The 17,254-nt window shown below is 69.9% G+C and carries 19 protein-coding genes; 10 read left to right on the forward strand and 9 right to left on the reverse strand.

Features of this window, described 5'->3' with window-relative positions; all coding sequences use genetic code 11:
* Positions 1 to 55: 55 nt before the first annotated feature.
* Positions 56 to 1,015, forward strand: coding sequence for an ABC transporter ATP-binding protein (locus DOE79_RS15555; protein ID WP_245976975.1), 960 nt, complete (start codon positions 56 to 58; stop codon positions 1,013 to 1,015).
* Positions 1,012 to 1,854 carry an ABC transporter permease subunit gene (locus DOE79_RS15560; RefSeq protein WP_120339296.1) on the forward strand — a complete coding sequence of 281 codons (843 nt, stop codon included), beginning with the start codon at positions 1,012 to 1,014 and terminating at the stop codon, positions 1,852 to 1,854. The genes DOE79_RS15555 and DOE79_RS15560 overlap by 4 nt, the downstream gene beginning before the upstream one ends.
* Before the next feature lie 31 nt (positions 1,855 to 1,885).
* On the opposite strand, the gene DOE79_RS15565 is transcribed toward DOE79_RS15560, so the two are convergent.
* Positions 1,886 to 2,377, reverse strand: a complete 492-nt coding sequence (locus DOE79_RS15565; protein WP_120339297.1) for a glutathione peroxidase — start codon at positions 2,375 to 2,377, stop codon at positions 1,886 to 1,888.
* 121 nt (positions 2,378 to 2,498) lie between these two features.
* Between DOE79_RS15565 and DOE79_RS15570 the strand changes: the two genes are divergently transcribed.
* The 3 genes from DOE79_RS15570 to DOE79_RS15580 all read left to right on the forward strand — a co-directional run bounded on the left by DOE79_RS15570 (position 2,499) and on the right by DOE79_RS15580 (position 7,123).
* On the forward strand, positions 2,499 to 4,253 hold the full coding sequence (locus DOE79_RS15570) for a pyruvate dehydrogenase (protein ID WP_120339298.1): 1,755 nt from the start codon (positions 2,499 to 2,501) through the stop codon (positions 4,251 to 4,253).
* Positions 4,254 to 4,428: 175 nt separating this feature from the next.
* On the forward strand, positions 4,429 to 5,604 hold the full coding sequence (locus tag DOE79_RS15575) for an AI-2E family transporter (RefSeq protein ID WP_245976976.1): 1,176 nt from the start codon (positions 4,429 to 4,431) through the stop codon (positions 5,602 to 5,604).
* Positions 5,605 to 5,677: 73 nt separating this feature from the next.
* Positions 5,678 to 7,123, forward strand: a complete 1,446-nt coding sequence (locus tag DOE79_RS15580) for a dihydrolipoyl dehydrogenase family protein (protein WP_120339300.1) — start codon at positions 5,678 to 5,680, stop codon at positions 7,121 to 7,123.
* 21 nt (positions 7,124 to 7,144) lie between these two features.
* Here DOE79_RS15580 and DOE79_RS15585 read toward each other — a convergent pair whose 3' ends face one another.
* The 3 genes from DOE79_RS15585 to DOE79_RS15595 all read right to left on the reverse strand — a co-directional run bounded on the left by DOE79_RS15585 (position 7,145) and on the right by DOE79_RS15595 (position 9,997).
* The gene (locus tag DOE79_RS15585) at positions 7,145 to 8,590 is read right to left on the reverse strand and encodes an MATE family efflux transporter (protein ID WP_120339301.1); all 1,446 of its coding nucleotides are present in this window, start codon (positions 8,588 to 8,590) and stop codon (positions 7,145 to 7,147) included.
* A gap of 158 nt (positions 8,591 to 8,748) precedes the next feature.
* Complete coding sequence (locus DOE79_RS15590; RefSeq protein ID WP_120339302.1) at positions 8,749 to 9,192, reverse strand: MarR family winged helix-turn-helix transcriptional regulator; 444 nt, start codon at positions 9,190 to 9,192, stop codon at positions 8,749 to 8,751.
* A gap of 25 nt (positions 9,193 to 9,217) precedes the next feature.
* Positions 9,218 to 9,997: a dienelactone hydrolase family protein gene (locus tag DOE79_RS15595; RefSeq protein ID WP_120339303.1), complete on the reverse strand. Its 780-nt coding sequence runs from the start codon at positions 9,995 to 9,997 to the stop codon at positions 9,218 to 9,220.
* A 105-nt stretch (positions 9,998 to 10,102) separates the two neighbouring features.
* Between DOE79_RS15595 and DOE79_RS15600 the strand changes: the two genes are divergently transcribed.
* The gene (locus DOE79_RS15600; RefSeq protein ID WP_120339304.1) at positions 10,103 to 10,342 is read left to right on the forward strand and encodes a three-helix bundle dimerization domain-containing protein; all 240 of its coding nucleotides are present in this window, start codon (positions 10,103 to 10,105) and stop codon (positions 10,340 to 10,342) included.
* Here DOE79_RS15600 and ppk2 read toward each other — a convergent pair whose 3' ends face one another.
* Complete coding sequence (gene ppk2, locus DOE79_RS15605; RefSeq protein ID WP_120339305.1) at positions 10,343 to 11,200, reverse strand: polyphosphate kinase 2; 858 nt, start codon at positions 11,198 to 11,200, stop codon at positions 10,343 to 10,345.
* A 150-nt stretch (positions 11,201 to 11,350) separates the two neighbouring features.
* Here ppk2 and DOE79_RS15610 point away from each other — a divergent pair, with 150 nt between their 5' ends.
* The 3 genes from DOE79_RS15610 (at position 11,351) to DOE79_RS15620 (ending at position 13,043) form a co-directional block, all read left to right on the forward strand.
* Positions 11,351 to 11,749, forward strand: coding sequence for a DUF6855 family protein (locus DOE79_RS15610; protein WP_120339306.1), 399 nt, complete (start codon positions 11,351 to 11,353; stop codon positions 11,747 to 11,749).
* Positions 11,750 to 11,796: 47 nt separating this feature from the next.
* Positions 11,797 to 12,147, forward strand: coding sequence for a DUF6412 domain-containing protein (locus DOE79_RS15615; protein ID WP_120339307.1), 351 nt, complete (start codon positions 11,797 to 11,799; stop codon positions 12,145 to 12,147).
* 95 nt (positions 12,148 to 12,242) lie between these two features.
* Positions 12,243 to 13,043: a YidC/Oxa1 family membrane protein insertase gene (locus DOE79_RS15620; RefSeq protein WP_120339308.1), complete on the forward strand. Its 801-nt coding sequence runs from the start codon at positions 12,243 to 12,245 to the stop codon at positions 13,041 to 13,043.
* Between the two features lie 92 nt (positions 13,044 to 13,135).
* Here the strand turns inward: DOE79_RS15620 and DOE79_RS15625 are convergent, their stop codons facing one another.
* The 4 genes from DOE79_RS15625 to DOE79_RS20640 all read right to left on the reverse strand — a co-directional run bounded on the left by DOE79_RS15625 (position 13,136) and on the right by DOE79_RS20640 (position 15,986).
* The gene (locus DOE79_RS15625; RefSeq protein WP_120339309.1) at positions 13,136 to 13,537 is read right to left on the reverse strand and encodes an SPW repeat domain-containing protein; all 402 of its coding nucleotides are present in this window, start codon (positions 13,535 to 13,537) and stop codon (positions 13,136 to 13,138) included.
* A 108-nt stretch (positions 13,538 to 13,645) separates the two neighbouring features.
* Positions 13,646 to 14,422, reverse strand: a complete 777-nt coding sequence (locus DOE79_RS15630) for an endo alpha-1,4 polygalactosaminidase (protein ID WP_245976977.1) — start codon at positions 14,420 to 14,422, stop codon at positions 13,646 to 13,648.
* A gap of 181 nt (positions 14,423 to 14,603) precedes the next feature.
* Entirely contained in the window at positions 14,604 to 15,104 is a 501-nt protein-coding gene (locus DOE79_RS15635; protein ID WP_066597804.1) for a CarD family transcriptional regulator, read from the reverse strand.
* Between the two features lie 201 nt (positions 15,105 to 15,305).
* Positions 15,306 to 15,986: a potassium channel family protein gene (locus DOE79_RS20640; RefSeq protein ID WP_162942792.1), complete on the reverse strand. Its 681-nt coding sequence runs from the start codon at positions 15,984 to 15,986 to the stop codon at positions 15,306 to 15,308.
* 113 nt (positions 15,987 to 16,099) lie between these two features.
* Between DOE79_RS20640 and DOE79_RS20645 the strand changes: the two genes are divergently transcribed.
* Complete coding sequence (locus DOE79_RS20645; RefSeq protein WP_162942793.1) at positions 16,100 to 17,185, forward strand: hypothetical protein; 1,086 nt, start codon at positions 16,100 to 16,102, stop codon at positions 17,183 to 17,185.
* Positions 17,186 to 17,254: the final 69 nt, after the last annotated feature.

A 17,254-nucleotide genomic window follows, 5' to 3' on the forward strand; every position in this document is an offset into this window, starting at 1 on the left:
AACGTTGCAGAGATGGCCCTTGTGACCCGGTTGGCGGATGCCTAGGCTCAGCACTGTGAGTACCTCGAACTCCGAGTCGTCTCCCGCCATCGTCGCGGTCGACCTCGTCAAGAAATTCGGCAGCACCGTAGCACTCGACGCCGTGAGCTTCACCGTGCCTCGCGGCAGCGTGTTCGGGGTGATCGGGCCCAACGGCGCAGGCAAGACCACCATCATGCGTGCGCTGCTCGACCTGATCCGGCTGACCTCAGGCCACGCCACCCTGCTGGGCACCGATTCCCGCAACGCCGGACCGGAGCTGCGGCGTCGGATCGGATTCCTGCCCGGCGAGCTCATCCTCGAGGGACGCATCACGGGCCGGCGGCTGTTGCGGCACTACGCCAACATCTCCGGACCCGTGCCGGCCGGCCGGGTCGACGAACTCGCCGACCGGCTCGGCCTCGACCTGGACCGCACCGTGCGCACCCTGTCGAAGGGCAACAAGCAGAAGCTCGGCATCGTGCAGGCGTTCATGCACCAGCCCGACCTGTTGGTACTCGACGAACCCACCAGCGGCCTGGACCCGCTCATGCAGCAGGTCTTCCTCGGGCTGGTTGACGAGGCCAGGGAGGCCGGCCAGACCGTGTTCCTCTCCTCCCACGTGATCAGCGAGATCCAGCAGGCCGCCGACCAGGTCGCCATCCTGCGGGACGGCCGCATCATCACGGTGGCCGGGGTCGAGGCGCTCCGTGACACCGCGATCCGGCACCTGCGGATGAGCGCGACCGGCATCACGGCCACGGAGCTGTACGACAGATTGTCGCCGCTGGCCGGGCTCGGCGAACTGGACTGCCGGCCGGCCACAGCCGGTGCCGAGGCCACGGCGATCCTCACCGGGGCGATCTCACCGTTCGTCCAGGCCATCTCGCCGCTTCGACTTACGAACCTCGTCGTGGAGGAACCCGATCTCGAGGAATCGGTGTTAGGCCTCTACTCCACACCCGAGGTCGCTCGCACCGAGGCGGTGCGCTCATGAGCGCCGCCACCGCAACCCCGCCGCGCACCGGGACCGAGCGCCGCAGCGCCCTGCCGATCTTCACCAAGGCGCTGACCGACGGCTGGCGTTCGTTGCTGGGCTGGTCGGTCGGTCTCACCGCGGCCCTGTGCCTGTACTTGCCGATCTTCCCGAGCCTGGGCGGCAATCCGCAGATGCAGCAACTCATCGACAGCCTGCCGACCGAGCTGACCCGCACCATCAACTACCAACAGATCGACACGGGTGCCGGGTACACCCAGTCCACCTTCTTCGGGCTGATCGGCTTTCTGCTCATCTGCATCGCCGCGATCAGCTGGGGTGCCGCGGCGATCGGCGGCGACGAGGAATCCGGCCAGCTGGAGCTCACCCTCGCTCACGGCGTCACGCGGGTGCAGGTGGCGGCGCAGCGGTTTGCGGCGCTCGTCGTGAAGGTCCTCGCGCTGGCGCTCGTGGTGTTCCTGGTGGTGCTGTTCTGGAACGGCCCGGCCGGTCTCGACATCGACGTTGCGAACCTGGCCGTCACCTGCCTGCTCTTCGGCGGGCTCGCCCTGGTCTGCGGCAGCGCGGCGCTCGTCTGCGGGGCGCTCACCGGCCGCAAGGTGTGGGGCATCGGCGGCGGGGCGGCCGTGGCCGTGATCGGTTACGTGTTCAACGCGATAGCCAACCAGAGCGCCGACCTCGAGTGGCTGCACCGCCTCTCGCCCTACTACGCGGCGTTCGGCAACAGTCCGCTCGCCAACGGCACGGATGCCTGGACACTTGTGCTGTTCTACCTTGCCGTTCTGGTGCTGGGCGGCCTGTCCGCGCTTGTCCTCCGGCAGAAGGACGTCGGGGCCTGAGCCGCCCGGCCGGCCCGCTCTGCCGGCCCGCTCAGGCGTTGACCGGCAGGCCGGCCTCGATGGCCGCGATGATCTCCGGCGCATCGGGAACCGTCGCCGGGCGGAACCGGTGCACGGCCCCGGCGGGAGTGAGCAGGAACTTCTCGAAGTTCCAGCCGACGTCCCCGGCCGTGCCGTCGGTATCCCTCGTCTGGGTGAGCTCGGCGTAGAGCGGATGCCGGTCGGCCCCGTTGACCTCGACCTTGTCGAACATCGGGAAGGTCACTCCGTACGTGGTGGAGCAGAAGTCGAGAATGGCCTCGATGCTTCCGGGCTCCTGGCCCTTGAACTGATTGCACGGAAAGCCGAGCACCGTGAAGCCGCGCGGCCCATAGGTCTTCTGCAGCTTCTCGAGGGCGCCGTACTGCACGGTGAGGCCGCATTTCGAGGCGACGTTGACGATGAGCACGACCTGGTCGGCGTAGTCGGCGAGGGTCACGGCCTGCCCGGAGGCGAGGGTCAGGGGAATGCTGCGCAGGGTCATCCTCCGAGCTTAGGCACCGGGCTGGACGGTGTGCGAACGCAGGGTTACAGGGGACTGGGAGTTCGCTGACTGTGCCCGGCCGTGCTGGAGGCCCAGGCGCCCTGCGGAGTTAACTGGATCGATGGCTCAGACCGTCGCAGACCAACTCATCGCCCAGCTCGTCGACGCCGGGGTGCACCGCATCTACGGCATCGTGGGGGACAGCCTCAATCCCGTCGTGGATGCCGTGCGCCGCACCGGCGGCTCCGCCAAGGGCGGCATCGACTGGGTGCATGTGCGCAACGAGGAGGCCGCGGCTTTCGCCGCGGGCGCGGAGGCGCAGCTGACCGGGCGGCTGGCCGTCTGCGCGGGCAGTTGCGGGCCGGGCAATCTTCACCTGATCAACGGGCTCTACGACGCCCACCGCAGCGGGGCGCCGGTGCTCGCGATCGCCAGCCACATCCCCACCACCCAGATCGGCAGCAGCTTCTTCCAGGAGACCCACCCGGACCGGCTCTTCGTGGAGTGCTCGCACTACCGCGAGCTGATCTCCTCCGCCGCGCAATCGCCCAAGGTCGTCAACGCGGCCATGCGGCACGCCCTGGCGCTCGGCGGGGTGTCGGTGGTGACGCTGCCCGGTGACGTCGCCGAGCTTCCCGCCGCAGGCTCGGTGCCCAAGCTGGTGCTGCCAGGCCGCCCCACCGTGGTGCCCGACCCTGCCGACGTGCGGGCCCTGGCTGACGCCATCGACAAGGCCAAGACCGTGGCGATCTTCGCCGGCGCCGGGGTGGAGGGCGCGCACGATGAGGTGGTGGCGTTCGCCGACCTCGTGGCCGCCCCCGTCGGGCACAGCCTGCGCGGCAAGCAGTGGATCCAGTACGACAACCCGTTCGACGTGGGCATGACGGGCTTGCTCGGCTACGGAGCCGCCCACGCCGGCATCCACGACGCCGACCTGGTGCTGCTGCTCGGCACCGACTTCCCCTACGAGCAGTTCCTGCCCGACGGCGACAAGGTGGTCATCGCCCAGGTCGACACCGACCCGGCGCACCTGGGCAGGCGGGCCAGCGTGACGCACCCGGTGCACGGCGACGTGACGGCCACACTCGCCGCCCTCACGGCGCTGGTGACGAAGAAGGCCGACCGGTCCTTCCTCGAACGCACCCTCGCCAAGCACGAGAAGCTGCTCAACAGCGTCGTGGGTACCTACACGGATGTCGACCACGGCCGGCCGATCCACCCGGAGTTCGCCGCCGCGACGCTCGACGACCTCGTCGCCGATGACGCCATCGTCACCGCCGACACCGGCATGGGCAACGTCTGGCAGGCCCGCTACCTCACCCCCAACGGCCGCCGCCGGCTGATCGGCTCGTACCTGCACGGCTCCATGGCCAACGCCGTGCCGCAGGCCATCGGCGCACAGAGCGCCTACCCCGACCGCCAGGTGGTCACCATCAGCGGCGACGGCGGGCTGGCCATGCTGCTCGGTGAGCTCATCACGATCGCGGCGCAGAAACTCCCGGTGAAGGTCGTGGTGTTCAACAACTCCACCCTCGGCCTGGTCAAGCTCGAGATGTTCGTCGACGGCTACCCGGACTTCGCGGTCGATGTGCCGGCCGTCGACTACGCCGCTGTGGCCGCCGCGCTCGGTTTCTTCGCCGTGCGGGTGGAGGACCCGGGCCTGTTGCGCAGCGCGCTGACGGATGCGTTCGCCCACGACGGCCCGGCCCTGGTCGACATCGTCACCGACCCGCTGGCGCTGTCGCTGCCGCCGAACGTCACCGCGAGACAGGTCAAGGGGTTCGCCCTGGCCCTATCCAAGACCGTGCTCAACGGCGGGGTCGGGGAAGCGGTGCAGATGGCCAGGTCCAACATCCGGCACCTGCCCGGACTCTGACACCGCATCGACTGACACCGCCACCTCACCCGAACCGGGTGAGGGCACGGGGCGCACCGGGGGTGGACACTGTGGCTGAGACCGGCCGTCACGGCCGGCGCACGCAGTTCCGACCCCGGAGGGAGCCCCCATGTGGCGACGTCGACACCGCAGGGCTCGCGTCGAGGCGCCCACGGTGCCCGGCACGATCGAACCGGAACTGGTCGCCGCCGGCGCGGTCGCCCCGGCGCTGATGCACCGCAGCACGTCGATCCTCCTCGGCCTGGGCGGGGCCACCGTGGCAGTCTTCGGGCTCGCGGCCATCGCGGGCATCGCCGCGCCGATCCTGCTGGCGCTCGTGCTCACGATCTGCGCGCATCCGGTGCGCCGCGGCCTCGAACGCCGCGGCGTGCCCCGGGGGCTGGCCACCGGGTCGGTCGTGGCCACGGTGTTCGTGGTGCTGGCCGCATTCGTCGCCGCGCTCGGCCTGGCGCTGGGCCAATTCGCCGCGCTGCTGCCGCAGTTCGCCAGTCAGATCAGCGACATCGGCGCCTCCATCGCCACCTGGCTGGCGAGCATCGGATTCGGCAGCGCCCAGGTGCAGGCCGTCGAGTCGAGCTTCGACCCGAGCAACCTCGTGCCGCTCGTGTCGGGCCTGTTCGGCAGTATCACCAACGTCACGGTGGCCCTGGTGATCGTGCTGACCATGCTGATCCTGATGGCTGCGGACGCCGGGTATCTGCCCACACTGCTCAGCCAGCTGCGGCCCTCGCGGCCCACCCTGGTGGCCGCCCTCACCGACTTCGCCTCCAGCGTGCGCCGCTACATGGTGGCCACGACCCTGCTCGGCATCGCCCAGGGGGTGCTCAACGCTCTCGCCCTGGTGTTGCTCGGTGTGCCCGGCGCGTTCCTCTGGGGGTTGCTGTCCTTCCTCTGCAGCTTCATCCCCAATGTGGGCTACTTCATCGCCATCATTCCGCCCACGGTGTTCGCTTTCCTCGTCGGCGGCTGGGCGCTGGCGCTGCCGGTGATCGTGATCTACGCGATCATCAACGCCGTCGTGCAGTCGATCGTGCAGCCACGGGTGGTCGGCAACGCGGTGGCGCTGAGCCAGTCGCTCACCTTCGCGTCCGTGCTGTTCTGGGCCATCGTGCTGGGCGCCATCGGCGCCATCCTCGCGATTCCACTCACCCTGCTCATCCGCACGATCCTGGTGGATGCCGACCCCGCCGCCTCGTGGTGGCGCCCGCTGATCGGCGACCTCGACGAAACCCGCACGCTGATGAAATCCGAGGATGCCCGCAACAAGGCGCTGCGGAAGGCCGGCCGGGCGGCCAGCAAGGACGTCAAGCGCAATTCGAGCGCCGGCTGAGAGTCGGGGGTCGGGGCCGATTCCCAGCCCCGACTGGCAGTGTCAGTGTTCCGTTCGCTGCCCGGAGGTCCCGATGTCTGCTGTTCCCCCCACCGCCATCTCGCACTACGACGTGCTCGTCATCGGAGCCGGCCCGGCCGGAACCTCCGCCGCCCTGCGCGCGGCGGAACTCGGCGCGCGCGTCGCCGTGGCCGAATCCGACCGCACCGGCGGCACGTGCGTCAACACCGGCTGCGTGCCCACCCGGGCGCTCGCCAAGGCCGCCCGGCTCATGCGCGAGGTGCGCACCGCCGACACCTACGGCATCGAGGCCGTCATCGAGCGCTTCGACTGGCGCACCACGGCCGCCCGGGTCACCGAATCCGTCGACCGGGTGCGGGCGATCAAGCGGGAGGCCGAACGATTCTCCGACGCCGGGATCGACCTCATTCTCGAGGGCCGCGCCCGGTTCGTCGACCCGCACACCGTCGAGCTCGGCTCGGGGCGCCGCATCAGCGCCGACAACATCCTGGTCTGTGTGGGCGGCCACTCCCGGCGGCTGCCGATCCCGGGCGCCGAGCTGGCGACGGTGCCGGAGCACGTGCTGAGCCTGCCCGCCCTGCCCGAACGACTCGCGGTGATCGGCGGCGGCAACACCGGAGCACAGCTGGTCACCATCTTCAGCTCGTTCGGCTCGCGGGTGACCCTGCTCGACGTGGCGCCGCGCATCCTGATGGCTTCGGACGCCGCTGTCTCGGAAGCCGTGAGCACGGCGTTCCGGGAGCAGGGCACCCGGGTCGAAACGGGCATCAGCACCGTCGAATCGCTCGTGCGTGATGCCGACGGCTCGATCACCCTCACCTGGCAGGCGGGCGGCGAGGCCGTCTCCGACAGCTTCGACGCCGTCATCATGGCCACCGGCTGGCCGGCGGATGTGGACGACCTGGGTCTGGAGAACGCCGGCGTCGCCACCGTGCGCTCGGCCATCCCCGTGGACCAGTACTTCCGCAGCGAGGTGTCGCACATCTTCGCCGTCGGCGACGCGAACGGCCGGGACATGCTCGTGCAGGCAGCCCAGTTCGAAGGCGAGGCCGCCGCCGAGAACGCCGTACTCGGCACCAACCGGCGCACGCCGCACCACCTGCTGCCGGCGGGCGGTTTCACCGACCCCGACTATGCGGGGGTGGGGCTCACCGAGGAGCAGGCTCGCGCCAGGGACCCGCTCTGCGTCGTGGCGACCGTGCCGTACGCGAGCCTGGACCGGGCCGTCATCGACGACCGGGAACGCGGCTTCCTGATGCTCATCTCCGACCGCCGCCGGGATCTGATCCTCGGTGCGCACGCGGTGGGGGAGAACGCCATCGAAGTGGTGCAGTCGGTGACAACGGCCATCGCCGCGGGCGTGGACGTCGCCACCCTCGCCCACGTGCGCTTCGCCTACCCCACCTACAGCGCCATCATCGGCCTCGCCGCCCGCTCCCTCCTGGCCGAGGCCGCCCCCGCCGCCGCGCCCGAAGCGGTGGCCGCCACCCTGGAGTAACACGTCCGCCCAGCGGCCTGTTCAGCCCTGGGCGTGCTCCAGGGCCTCCTCGGCGCGCTCCGGGCTGCCGTCGGCCAAGCCGCGCTCGATCGCGGCCCGGGAGGCGAACCACATGGCGATGCCGACCAGGAACACGGCACCCTCGGTGACGGTGAGCGCCCAGATGATGCCGGGCAGGCCGAACCAGAGGTTGCCGAGAACGACGATCGGGAGGAACAACACACCCTGCGTGACCGACATCACGGTGGCCGCCGCTGCCCGTCCGGTGGCCTGGAACAGCGAGGTGAAGAGCCCGGTGAAGCTGTTCGCGATCATGGCCACGAGCTGGGCCGTGAGGATGGCGACGCCGATGCCGAGCATGTCGGGGTTGGCGACGAACGCGGCGAAGACCTGCTCGCGAAACACGAACACGCCGGACGCGAAGAGCACCGAGATGGCGGCCACAGCGGTGAAGGATGCGCGCAACGCCGCGCTGAGCCGATTCCGGTCGCCCTTGCCGTAGGAGTAGGCGAGCAGCGGCAGCACACCGATGGTCACCCCCATGACCAGGAATTCGGGTACCTGGGCGATGCGCACGGCGACGCCCATGGCCGCAAGGGGACCGTCGCCGTAGGTGGCCGCGAGGTTGTTGAGCACCAGCGCGGTCACGATCAGGAAGGCGGACTGCAACAGGGTTCCCACACCCACGCCGAGCACGGGCCGCAGCACGGCAGGCGAGAGTGTGAACCACCGCGGTGCCAGGCTCGCGTGTTCGCTGTTCCGGGCGAGCCAGAGGCCGAAATAGCCGACGATGCCGAGGTTGGCCAGCCCCATCGACAGGGCCGCTCCAGCGACTCCCCAGTGCAGCACGAGGATGAACAGCAGGTCGAACCCCAGGTTGGCGATCACCGAGGCGATCAGCCCGATCATGACCTGGCGGGCCGCGCCCTCCGCGCGCACGAGCTGCTCGAGGCAGACGGCTGCGGCCAGCACGGGCACGAACGCGAGCATGACACCCACAAAGGCCGTGGTGGCCGGCGCGGCCGCGCCGTCTGCGCCGAGAAGCGACACCACAGGCTTCAGCAGGAGCAGCCCGGCGGAGCCGATGACGGCCCCGGCGATCAGGGAACCCCAGAAGGAGAACGACGATACGTGTTTGATCTGTGCCGCCGCGCCGGGATCGTATTCCGCGGCACCGAGCAGCCGCGAGATCATCGCGCCGCCGCCGACGCCGAACACGTTGCCGACCGCCATGACCAGGCCGAGGATCGGCGAGCCGAGGGTGATCGCGGCGAGCAGCGCGGTGTCGTGAAGCGACCCGACGACGCCCGCGTTGATGAGGTTGTAGAGGGCGCCGACGATCATAGCGGCAGCCATCGGCACGCAGAGGTGGATCAGGGCGCGCACGATCGGTGCCGTGGAGAGGTACCAGCGGTTGGTACCGGTGACGTCGGACGGGCCTGTGGAATCGGGGGTGCTGGGGCTCATGGCTGCTTCTTTCCGGGCAGGTTCGAGCGCGCACCGACAACGGCCGGTGCGGCAAGGAAGGGGAGGAGGGAGAGGGGAGAGGGATTCGGGCGCGCCGAATGACGCCGGCATGGCCGGCTGTGACGAGCCCGGGGCGCCCGGGGCGGGTGGCCCGGGCCCTAGCGGGTGGGTTGTGGCAGTTCTGCGGTGATCTTCAGCAGCAGGGCGTTGAGGGTGGCTCGCTCATGCTCGTCGAGGGGACCGAGGATGGTCTCCCCGGCCGCGGCCATCGCGTCGTCGAACCCCGAGATGAGGTCGGCTCCTGCGGACGTCGCATAGACGCGCTTTCTCCGCTCATCACCGTCCTCGGTGCGCCGTTCCACCAGGCCGCGCCGTTCGAGCCCCTGCAGAAGGCTCGAGACGCTCGCGGCAGTTGTGCGGCTCACCTCGGCGAGGTCGCGCTGGATCGCCCCAGGATTCTGGACCAGGTAGCCGAGCACGAAGCTCTGGGCATGACTGAGCTCGCGTTCCCTGATCCAGTCCTCACCGGCCTTCATCTGCGCCCATCCGATCCAGCGGAAGAGGTGGAGGCTTGAAGTGAGGGAGTGCTCTGCGTCCTGCATGATTAGAACTCTAACTGTTTGATATCTAACTGTCAAGGGATGCCGCGGGGGCATCCGTCGCGAGGTGCTCGGCGAAGAACGCGTCGATTCGCCGCCAGGCGTCCGCGGCCGCGACGGGGTCTGGACCGGCACCGAGGAAGCGTTTGAGGGCGAACCGGAGGGCGACGGGGCCGCTCTCGGCGTCGTTGAGGAACGCGTGCCCGGCGCCGAAATATTCCACCACGTCGTGCGGGACGGCCAGCCGGCTCAGCGACGCATCCAGGCGGCGTGCCGCGCCGCGCAGCGATCTGTCCCGGCCGCCGTAGCTGCCCACGATGGGGCAGGCGCCGGTGAGGGCGTCGTCGAGCTCGGCGTCGGAACCGCCGGGCAGCATGCCGTAGTTGGCCGAGGCCGCATCGAAGCCGCGGGCCGCCGCGGCCAGCGCGAAACCGCCGCCCATGCAGAAGCCGAGCACGCCGACCGCGCCCGTGCAATCGGCGCGGGCGCCGAGCGCGGTGCGGGCCGATTCGATGTCGACGAACGCCCGGCCCTCGCCCGCCGAGAGCGACCGGAAGGTGGCGACCAGGCAGCGGCGGGCGCCGCCCTCGCTGAACAGGTCGGGCATCAGCGCGAGGTAGCCGGCCGCGGCCATCCGCTCGACCTGGCGCCGCATCACGTCGTTCAGCCCGAACGCCTCGTGCACGAGAACCACACCCGGCCACGGCCCGGGCCCGGCCGGGACGCCCAGCACCGCGGCGAGGCCGAAACTGCCGCCCGGCGTTGCGGGGAGGACGATGTCGATCAGAGTGGGGGAGACGGTGGCCATGGTTTCCCTTTCGAAGAACGAGGCGGCTGCACATCGGTGCACGCTGCGGTGCTTCAGCGTAGCCCCGGAGTTGACCGGACCGATCGTGAAGAACAGACTGATCCGGTGGACACTGAAGAGCGCACCGAACACGAAGACCACGCCGTAGCCCAGGTCATCGACCGTCTCGCGGAGCGATATCCGGACCGGCCGCGGGCATTCATCGAAGAGGTCGTCACCGAGGAACGCCACCTGCTCGACGGCAAGCCGATCCGGGACTACGTGCCGGTTCTGATCGAGCACGGCGCGAAGGCAAAGCTGCGGCGTGTCACCGGGCATGGCCCGGCACACCCTGCGCACGGCTAGCTAACCCTTTCCCTTGCCCTTCGACTTGGCCTCCGCGGCCAATTCGGTGATGCGCGCGGCATGGTCGGGCACCGGGCGGTTCAGTTCGCGCGGCGGGCGTTCGTAGTCCGACGCCGGCGGTCGGTGCGGGATGCGCACGAGCGGCGGCTCCATCTGCTCGTAGGGCACCATCGACAGGAAGTGGCTGATCATGTTGAGGCGGGCAGCGCGCTTGTCCTCGCTCTCGACCACCCACCACGGGGCCTCGGCGATGTCGGTGTGCACGAACATCTCGTCCTTGGCCTTGGAGTAGTCCACCCACTTGGTGATTGACAGTACGTCGGTCTCGGAGAGCTTCCACCGCCGCATCGGGTCCTTCAGCCTGGAGCGGAAGCGCAGCTCCTGCTCCTTGTCCGACACCGAGAACCAGTACTTGAGCAGGATGATGCCGTCTTCGACGAGCATCCGTTCGAACAGGGGCGCCTGGTGCAGGAACCGGCGGTATTCGTCGGGGGTGCAGTAGCCCATCACCTTCTCGACGCCGGCTCTGTTGTACCAGGACCGGTCCATCAGCACGATCTCGCCGGCCGTGGGCAGGTTCTTGATGTACCGCTGGAAGTACCACTGGCCGCGCTCGCGGTCGGTGGGCACCGGGAGTGCCACGATGCGGGCGATGCGCGGGTTGAGGTACTCGGTGACCCGCTTGATGGCCGAGCCCTTGCCCGCGGCGTCGCGGCCCTCGAAGATCACCACGATGCGGGCGCCGGATTCGCGAACCCACTCCTGCATGGTCACCAATTCGGCCTGGAGTCGGCGCAGCTCGTCTTCGTAGAGCTTCTTGTTCATGCGGGGTGTGCCGGATGCGTCTTTCTTCGCCATGCGCGGTCCCTCCAGTTCGCGTGGGCTGTCCACGTGGGCTCAGCGTACCCGGTGGTTCGGCCGACGCTCTAGCCACAGCCGGGGATGGTGCCTAGGCTGGCGTCAGGCGGGAGCCGAGCGGCTCGCGCCGGTCCCGGAGCAGGAGACCCGATGACCCAAGGAACTGCTGCCGATCCCTGGCAGCTCACGACAGCACCCGGCTCCTCGACCTACACGATGCACCGCGAGGGCGATGAACTGATCTGCCAGGTCGGCGCCACGACCCTGAAGTACCGGGCCCGCGCCATCGACGACCTGCACGCCTGGCTGGCAGAGCAGGGCGGCTGGGTGCCGCTCGGCGCGAGCGACGAGAAGAAGCCCGCGCCGGAGGGCAGCGTCGAGGCGTGGGGCCGCTCCGCCGACAACCCCGTCGGCGGTTGGTACGGCCTGCGCGCCGGCTACCGCGGCCGGTTCGGCATGTACCTGCCCCCGCTGCTGGAACAGCTCGGCTTGGCCGAACTCACCCATGAGAAGCGCAACAACCAGATGCGCGCGCTTCCCTCCGACTAGAGTGGCCGAACAAGACTGCACGGACGACTGAGCTGGAGGTGACCCGGATGCGCACACGTACGCTGCTGCCCGCCGGAGCATCGCCGGCCGCCCGCCTGTCGGTCGCCCTTGGACTGAGTCTCGGCGCCGGGTTCGGTCTCGGCGCGCTGCTCCTCGGCGGCCGCGGCTTCGGCGAGGTCCTCGCGCTGGCCGCCCTCTTCACCCTGAGTGCCTCGGCCGTGGCCGTCACCGGCGCGGCCCAGCAGGTGCTGGCGATGCTCGTCATGGTGCTCACCGGAGCACCTACGCCCGCCGCCCGACCCTACCCCGAGCTGGCCTCCCAGGTGGGCCAGAGCGTTCCGGATGCGCCGGGCAAGCCCCAGCCGCGAGCCCCGGGCCTGACTCTCTCGGTCGCCTAGGGAACCTTCGTCCGCGCCGCACCCACCGGGTGCCCGCCCTTCCTGTCGCGACCATACGGTTCCGCATTTTCCGTATTCCGACCGGGAGTCTCCCCATGAATTTCTATGCCTTCGGCCCCATCGCGGCCGTGCTCGACGCGGCCTATGCCGTTCTGCACAACCTCACCTTGTTCCTCACCCCGCTCAGCGCGGCCAACGCGGCCGCCCTCGCGATCATCGTGCTCACCCTCGCCCTGCGCCTGGTGCTCATCCCCGTCGGGGTCTCCCAGGCCCGGGCCCAACAACAGCGGCAACGCCTCGCCCCGCGCCTCGCCGAGCTGCGCCGCCAGCACGGCAGCAACCCCGAGCGCCTGCAACGAGAAACCATGGCCCTGTACGCGGCCGAGAACGCGTCGCCCCTGGCCGGATGCCTGCCGCTGCTCGTGCAGGCCCCGATCCTTTCGATCGTGTACGGCCTCTTCGTGCTGGGCACCATCAACGGGCACGACAACGCCCTCCTTGCCGGCGGCCTGTTCGGCAGCCCGCTGGGCAGCAGCATCCTCTCCGGCTGGGGCGCAGGCACCGCTCCGGCGGTGCTCCTGGTCGGCGGGGTTCTCCTCGCCGTGCTGCTCGCCGCCCAGCTGCTCAGCCGGCGACTGATGCTCGCTCAGGCCGCCGCATCCGCCGCCCCGGCCGGCCCGTCATCGCCCGGTGCGGCGGTGCGGCCGGTTCCGGGAGCCCTCTCGCCGGCCGCCCAGGCGACCATGTCCGGTGTCCTGAGCTGGCTGCCGCTGATCAGCGTGGTCTTCGCGGCCTTCGTGCCGCTGGCCGCGGCGATCTACCTCACGGTGAGTGCGCTCTGGGGTGTCACCGAGCGGGCGCTGCTCTGGCGCATCCTGCGTCCGGCCACCCGGTAGCCACCCGCTGCCCGAGGGGCCGCGGGCACGCAGAAGCGGCAAGCGCCCCCAGTGCCGGGAGCGCTTGCCGCAGTCTGTGTGCGTACCGCGTATCAGGCGACGCTGCTGGCGTGCGCCTTCGAGCCGGTGACGCTGGCGCCGGGCTGGCTCTTGGAGCAGAGCACGACGAGGATCACGGCGACACCGACAACGATGTGCGGCAGCCAGGCGTTCGGGGCCTCGTTGATGAAACCGAACAGGAACGGGGAGGCGATCAGGAACACCGACGCGACGATGTCGAAGACCAGGTGAACGGGCATGCCGATGACCTTGACCAGGCCCAGCTCGTAGCGGGTGAAGAGGCTGTAGAGGATGAGGCCGACGCCCAGGATCCGCGGGATGATGACGGCCGCGCCGCCGACCTCTTCGAACATGAAGATCGTGGGGGCGAGGATCAGGGCGATGGCGACGACGTAGTCGAGAACGGCGTGGACCTTGGTGGGAATGAAACGCATGAGGAGCTCCTTGATGACTGGACCGCAAGGCCGGATCGCCTCACGTGTCTAGTTCGCCACCCTCACTCAGACGGATTGGTGTGCCTTCCGCCGAAACGCCCGAACGGGTCAGCAGTGCTCGTACACGTATCCGTCCGAACCCGCCGTGACGAGGTCCCGGTCGCGCAGGATCATCGATTTCGGCCGGTCCGGCACGGCACACGCCGCGGCGAAGTCGACGCGCAGATCGTCGCTGTACTCGATCGCCAGCACGTGGGCGCCGTAGGCGGCGGTGTACAGCTCGCACTCCTCCCAGCGGTCGCACTCCTCGGCCACGGCGAAGTCGAACGTCCCCGCCAGTTCGTCGGCGAGGTCAGCGGCGTTCTTCTGGCCGATCGCGAGTCCCTCGGCGTGGGCGCCGTCCACCAGCAGGGTCGCCAGCGCCACATTGTCATCGACCGTGAGCAGCCCGGCCGAGCGGGTGTACGAGTCGAGGTTGTCGATCTCCACGGCGTCGAAGCCGGCGGATGCGCACCCGGCGATCTGCGGCAGCATCAGCGCGGCGATCCCGGCCCGTTTCGCGGCGGTGCTCGTGTCGAACAGGAGCTCGTCCGGCCAGTTCTCGTCGCGCACCGGCCCACCCCCGGCGGTGAGGATCAGCTCGGGGGAGTCGGCCAGCAGTCGCTCGGTGTCGGACGGCTGGGTCTGGAAACCGTTGAGGTAACAGATCGAGTAGAGGCCCGCGGCGGGCGCCTCTGTGCTGTCCCGGGCCACGATCGTCACCCCGTCCGGCGGATCGTAGGCGCCGCCGAGCTGGTAGTCCAGGCCGCCGCCCACGGGCGGCAGCGCCGGGCCGGGCACGGATGCCGTGGGCTGAGCCCCCGCACAGCCCGCAAGCACCGCCACCAGCAGCACCGCGGGGAGAAGCGCCGGGAGAAGCGCTCGGGAACGGCCGGCATCCGAACGCCGTACTGAGCCTGTCGAAGGGCGCCGGACTGAGCCTGGCGAAGTGCGCCGGTTAATCCACAAACGTCGCCGGAGGGCAACAAAGGGGCTGCTCATCCGGCGACGTTGTAAGGGCTGTGAACTAGGCGACTTCGGCGACGCTTGCGTTCAGGACGTCGTCGAGGGTGACGAAGGCCTCTTCCTCGGTGGACTTCTGCGCGAGCGCGAGCTCGGAGACGAGAACCTGGCGGGCCTTGATGAGCATCCGCTTCTCGCCGGCGGAAACGCCGGAGATGCGGTCGCGGCGCCAGAGGTCGCGAACGACCTCGCTGACGCGGTAGACGCTGCCGCTGCCCATCTTCTCGGTGTTGGCCTTGTAGCGGCGCGACCAGTTGCTGGGCTCTTCCTCGACGTCGCTGCGAAGCACGTCGAAGACCGCCTCAACACCCGCGGCGTCGATGACGTCGCGAACGCCGACGAGCTCGGCGTTGTCGATGGGCAGGTTGATGGCCAGGTCACTCTGGTGCACGGTGAGCGTGATGTAGCGCTTTTCGACACCCTTGATCGTGCGGGTCTCGACCGCGGTGATCGTTGCTGCGCCGTGGTGGGGATAGACGACGGTCTCGCCGACTTCGAAAATCATCTGATGCAGCCTCATAATTCGTTGAGCGTGGTTGACGTATCACCCGGACGACCGCGCGGGGCGCAGACGTGCTCCTCCGCGGTGCTGCGACAGCCGATTCGAGGCACCCAGGGCAGGTCACTGGATACAACACGCGACTGAAAATGGCACAGCGGTTCGTTAAGGGTATTGGGAGAGTGTATCATTCCCGCCTCGCTGGCCCTATTCGGCCCGGTGACGCTCCTCTTCGAGGGTGGCCACGCGCTGCACGATCCAGGACGACAGCGTGGCCGTGAGCACACCGAGCACGGCCACGCCGCCGAGCATCAGGGCCGTGGCGATGGTGCGCCCGCGGATGGTGAGCGGGGTGAAATCCCCGTAGCCCACGGTGGTGATGGTCACCGCCGCCCACCACAGGGAGTCGCCGAACGAGGTGATGTTGGCGTTCGGGTCACTCCGCTCCGCCTCGAGCACCGCCAGTGCGGCGATATAGGTGACCAGCACCGCCGTGCCGGCCAGGTACACCAGAACCCGCGCCCGGAACGCGGTGCCCGCCGAGCGCTGGAACAGGCTGCTGCGCGCCAGCACCCGCAGCAGCCGCAACGGTCGCAGCAGCGGCAACAGCACGAAGAGCAGGTTCACGGGATGCCGCCTCGCCCACTGCCAGGGGTGGTCGGCCAGCACGAGATCGACGAGGTAGCTCGCCGGGAAGAGCGCCCAGCTGACCAGGATCACGATCCGCAGCAGTGTGGAGGTGGGGCCGTCGACGGTGGCGATGACCGAGATCGAATAGGCGACGAGGAACACCAGGGCGGCGAGGGTGAGCGGCCAGTCCACGGCCTGCTGCCAGCGTGCCTGCCGGGGCCCGCCCCACGGGTCCACCGGCTGCTCGGTCGCGGTCATGCGGGCATCCTGCCACCGGGGCGGGGCGGGGCCAATGCCCTCGGGTGAGCACGCGCCCGTGGAGGTTCTTCGGCGGCCCGACCGGTGACAGGATGTGCGCAACGACGGGAGCGATGGTGGCAGAGGCGCGGAACGACGGCGATCCGTATGAACAGGCCCGGCACGATGCGGCCTTCCTGCAGGCGGTGACCGGGGCCCACCGGGGACACTGGGACGTGCTCGACGCGCTGTGGTGGTGGTCGCACCCCGACGAGCCCACTCCCGGAGGCACCCCGTCACCCGTTGGGCGGCTGCGGGACCTCCAGCGCCGGGTCTTCGCGGCCGACGGCGATGCGGCGGGCGACCGGTCCGTCGCGAAGGCCCTGCAGGTGCTGGAAACAGAGATCGCGACCGAACAGGCGGCCATCGCCGCGGCGGTGGTCGCCGCGCGCAGCGGCAGGCGAGTGCCGGCCGCGGGGATGTCCGCGTCCGCGGGTGCGCAGGTCGGGTCGAGTGCCGGGATGGCCGGCGCCGAGTTGCCCGACACCGCGCCTGTCGACACCGCGCCTGTCGACACCGCGGCGGCCGACCCGGCCGCGGGCGCCGCATCCGAGTCGGTGGCGGATGCGCCGGGCGAGCCGGGCGCGCCAGAGCGCTCCGGGCCGCGCCACCGGGTGCTGCTCGGCGTGGCCCTGGCGGGTGCCGTGGTGCTCGGGGCCGTCGTGGGCAGCCAGGTGGACGACCTGGCGCCGTGGGGAGCCGCGTCCCCGCCGGCCAGCGACGGCGCCACCGCCACTCCCGCCCCCACCCAGGAGGTTCCGGTGCTCGCGGCGCAGGTGTTCGCGCGCGCCCAGACGCCGAGGGACGTTCCCCTTGTGCCGATGCCCGCCGCGTTCGACCCCGGGTCGTTCCGGTATCTCGGCTCGGCAGGGTGGACCGACGCCGATGGCAATGGCCTCACCGACTCGCCCTATTACGCGGCCAGGGGCTCGGCGAACATGATCTGTCTCGTGGCCGTGCCCGAGGGCAGCGGCTACCTGTCGACCTGCTCGCTCGAATCCGAGTTCCCCTCGGCGGGCCTCCGCCTCTCCTGGGAGAGCACAGACATGCTGCAGGGTGCCGGCGCCGGCACGACGCCGATGGTGCTGGACATCACGGTGGCCTGGCAACGCGACTCCACCATCGAGACGCGCGGCTCCGGCCGGGTGGTGGCCCCCTGATCGCAGCTTCCGGTGCGGCGCCGTTCCGCCCGGCGCGTGTGGCAGGATGTGCACAACAATGAGGGGGGT

Origin of the sequence: Cryobacterium soli, from assembly GCF_003611035.1 — a bacterium.
Lineage (GTDB): Bacteria > Actinomycetota > Actinomycetes > Actinomycetales > Microbacteriaceae > Cryobacterium > Cryobacterium soli.

Bases quoted from the DNA above. Each gene is read 5' to 3' on its own strand.
- DOE79_RS15560 (WP_120339296.1), top strand. From the start codon at position 1,012: ATGAGCGCCGCCACCGCAACCCCGCCGCGCACCGGGACCGAGCGCCGC.
- DOE79_RS15565 (WP_120339297.1), bottom strand. From the start codon at position 2,377: ATGACCCTGCGCAGCATTCCCCTGACCCTCGCCTCCGGGCAGGCCGTG.
- DOE79_RS15570 (WP_120339298.1), top strand. From the start codon at position 2,499: ATGGCTCAGACCGTCGCAGACCAACTCATCGCCCAGCTCGTCGACGCC.
- DOE79_RS15580 (WP_120339300.1), top strand. From the start codon at position 5,678: ATGTCTGCTGTTCCCCCCACCGCCATCTCGCACTACGACGTGCTCGTC.
- DOE79_RS15585 (WP_120339301.1), bottom strand. From the start codon at position 8,590: ATGAGCCCCAGCACCCCCGATTCCACAGGCCCGTCCGACGTCACCGGT.
- DOE79_RS15590 (WP_120339302.1), bottom strand. From the start codon at position 9,192: ATGCAGGACGCAGAGCACTCCCTCACTTCAAGCCTCCACCTCTTCCGC.
- DOE79_RS15595 (WP_120339303.1), bottom strand. From the start codon at position 9,997: ATGGCCACCGTCTCCCCCACTCTGATCGACATCGTCCTCCCCGCAACG.
- ppk2 (WP_120339305.1), bottom strand. From the start codon at position 11,200: ATGGCGAAGAAAGACGCATCCGGCACACCCCGCATGAACAAGAAGCTC.
- DOE79_RS15610 (WP_120339306.1), top strand. From the start codon at position 11,351: ATGACCCAAGGAACTGCTGCCGATCCCTGGCAGCTCACGACAGCACCC.
- DOE79_RS15615 (WP_120339307.1), top strand. From the start codon at position 11,797: ATGCGCACACGTACGCTGCTGCCCGCCGGAGCATCGCCGGCCGCCCGC.
- DOE79_RS15620 (WP_120339308.1), top strand. From the start codon at position 12,243: ATGAATTTCTATGCCTTCGGCCCCATCGCGGCCGTGCTCGACGCGGCC.
- DOE79_RS15625 (WP_120339309.1), bottom strand. From the start codon at position 13,537: ATGCGTTTCATTCCCACCAAGGTCCACGCCGTTCTCGACTACGTCGTC.
- DOE79_RS15635 (WP_066597804.1), bottom strand. From the start codon at position 15,104: ATGATTTTCGAAGTCGGCGAGACCGTCGTCTATCCCCACCACGGCGCA.
- DOE79_RS20640 (WP_162942792.1), bottom strand. From the start codon at position 15,986: ATGACCGCGACCGAGCAGCCGGTGGACCCGTGGGGCGGGCCCCGGCAG.
- DOE79_RS20645 (WP_162942793.1), top strand. From the start codon at position 16,100: ATGGTGGCAGAGGCGCGGAACGACGGCGATCCGTATGAACAGGCCCGG.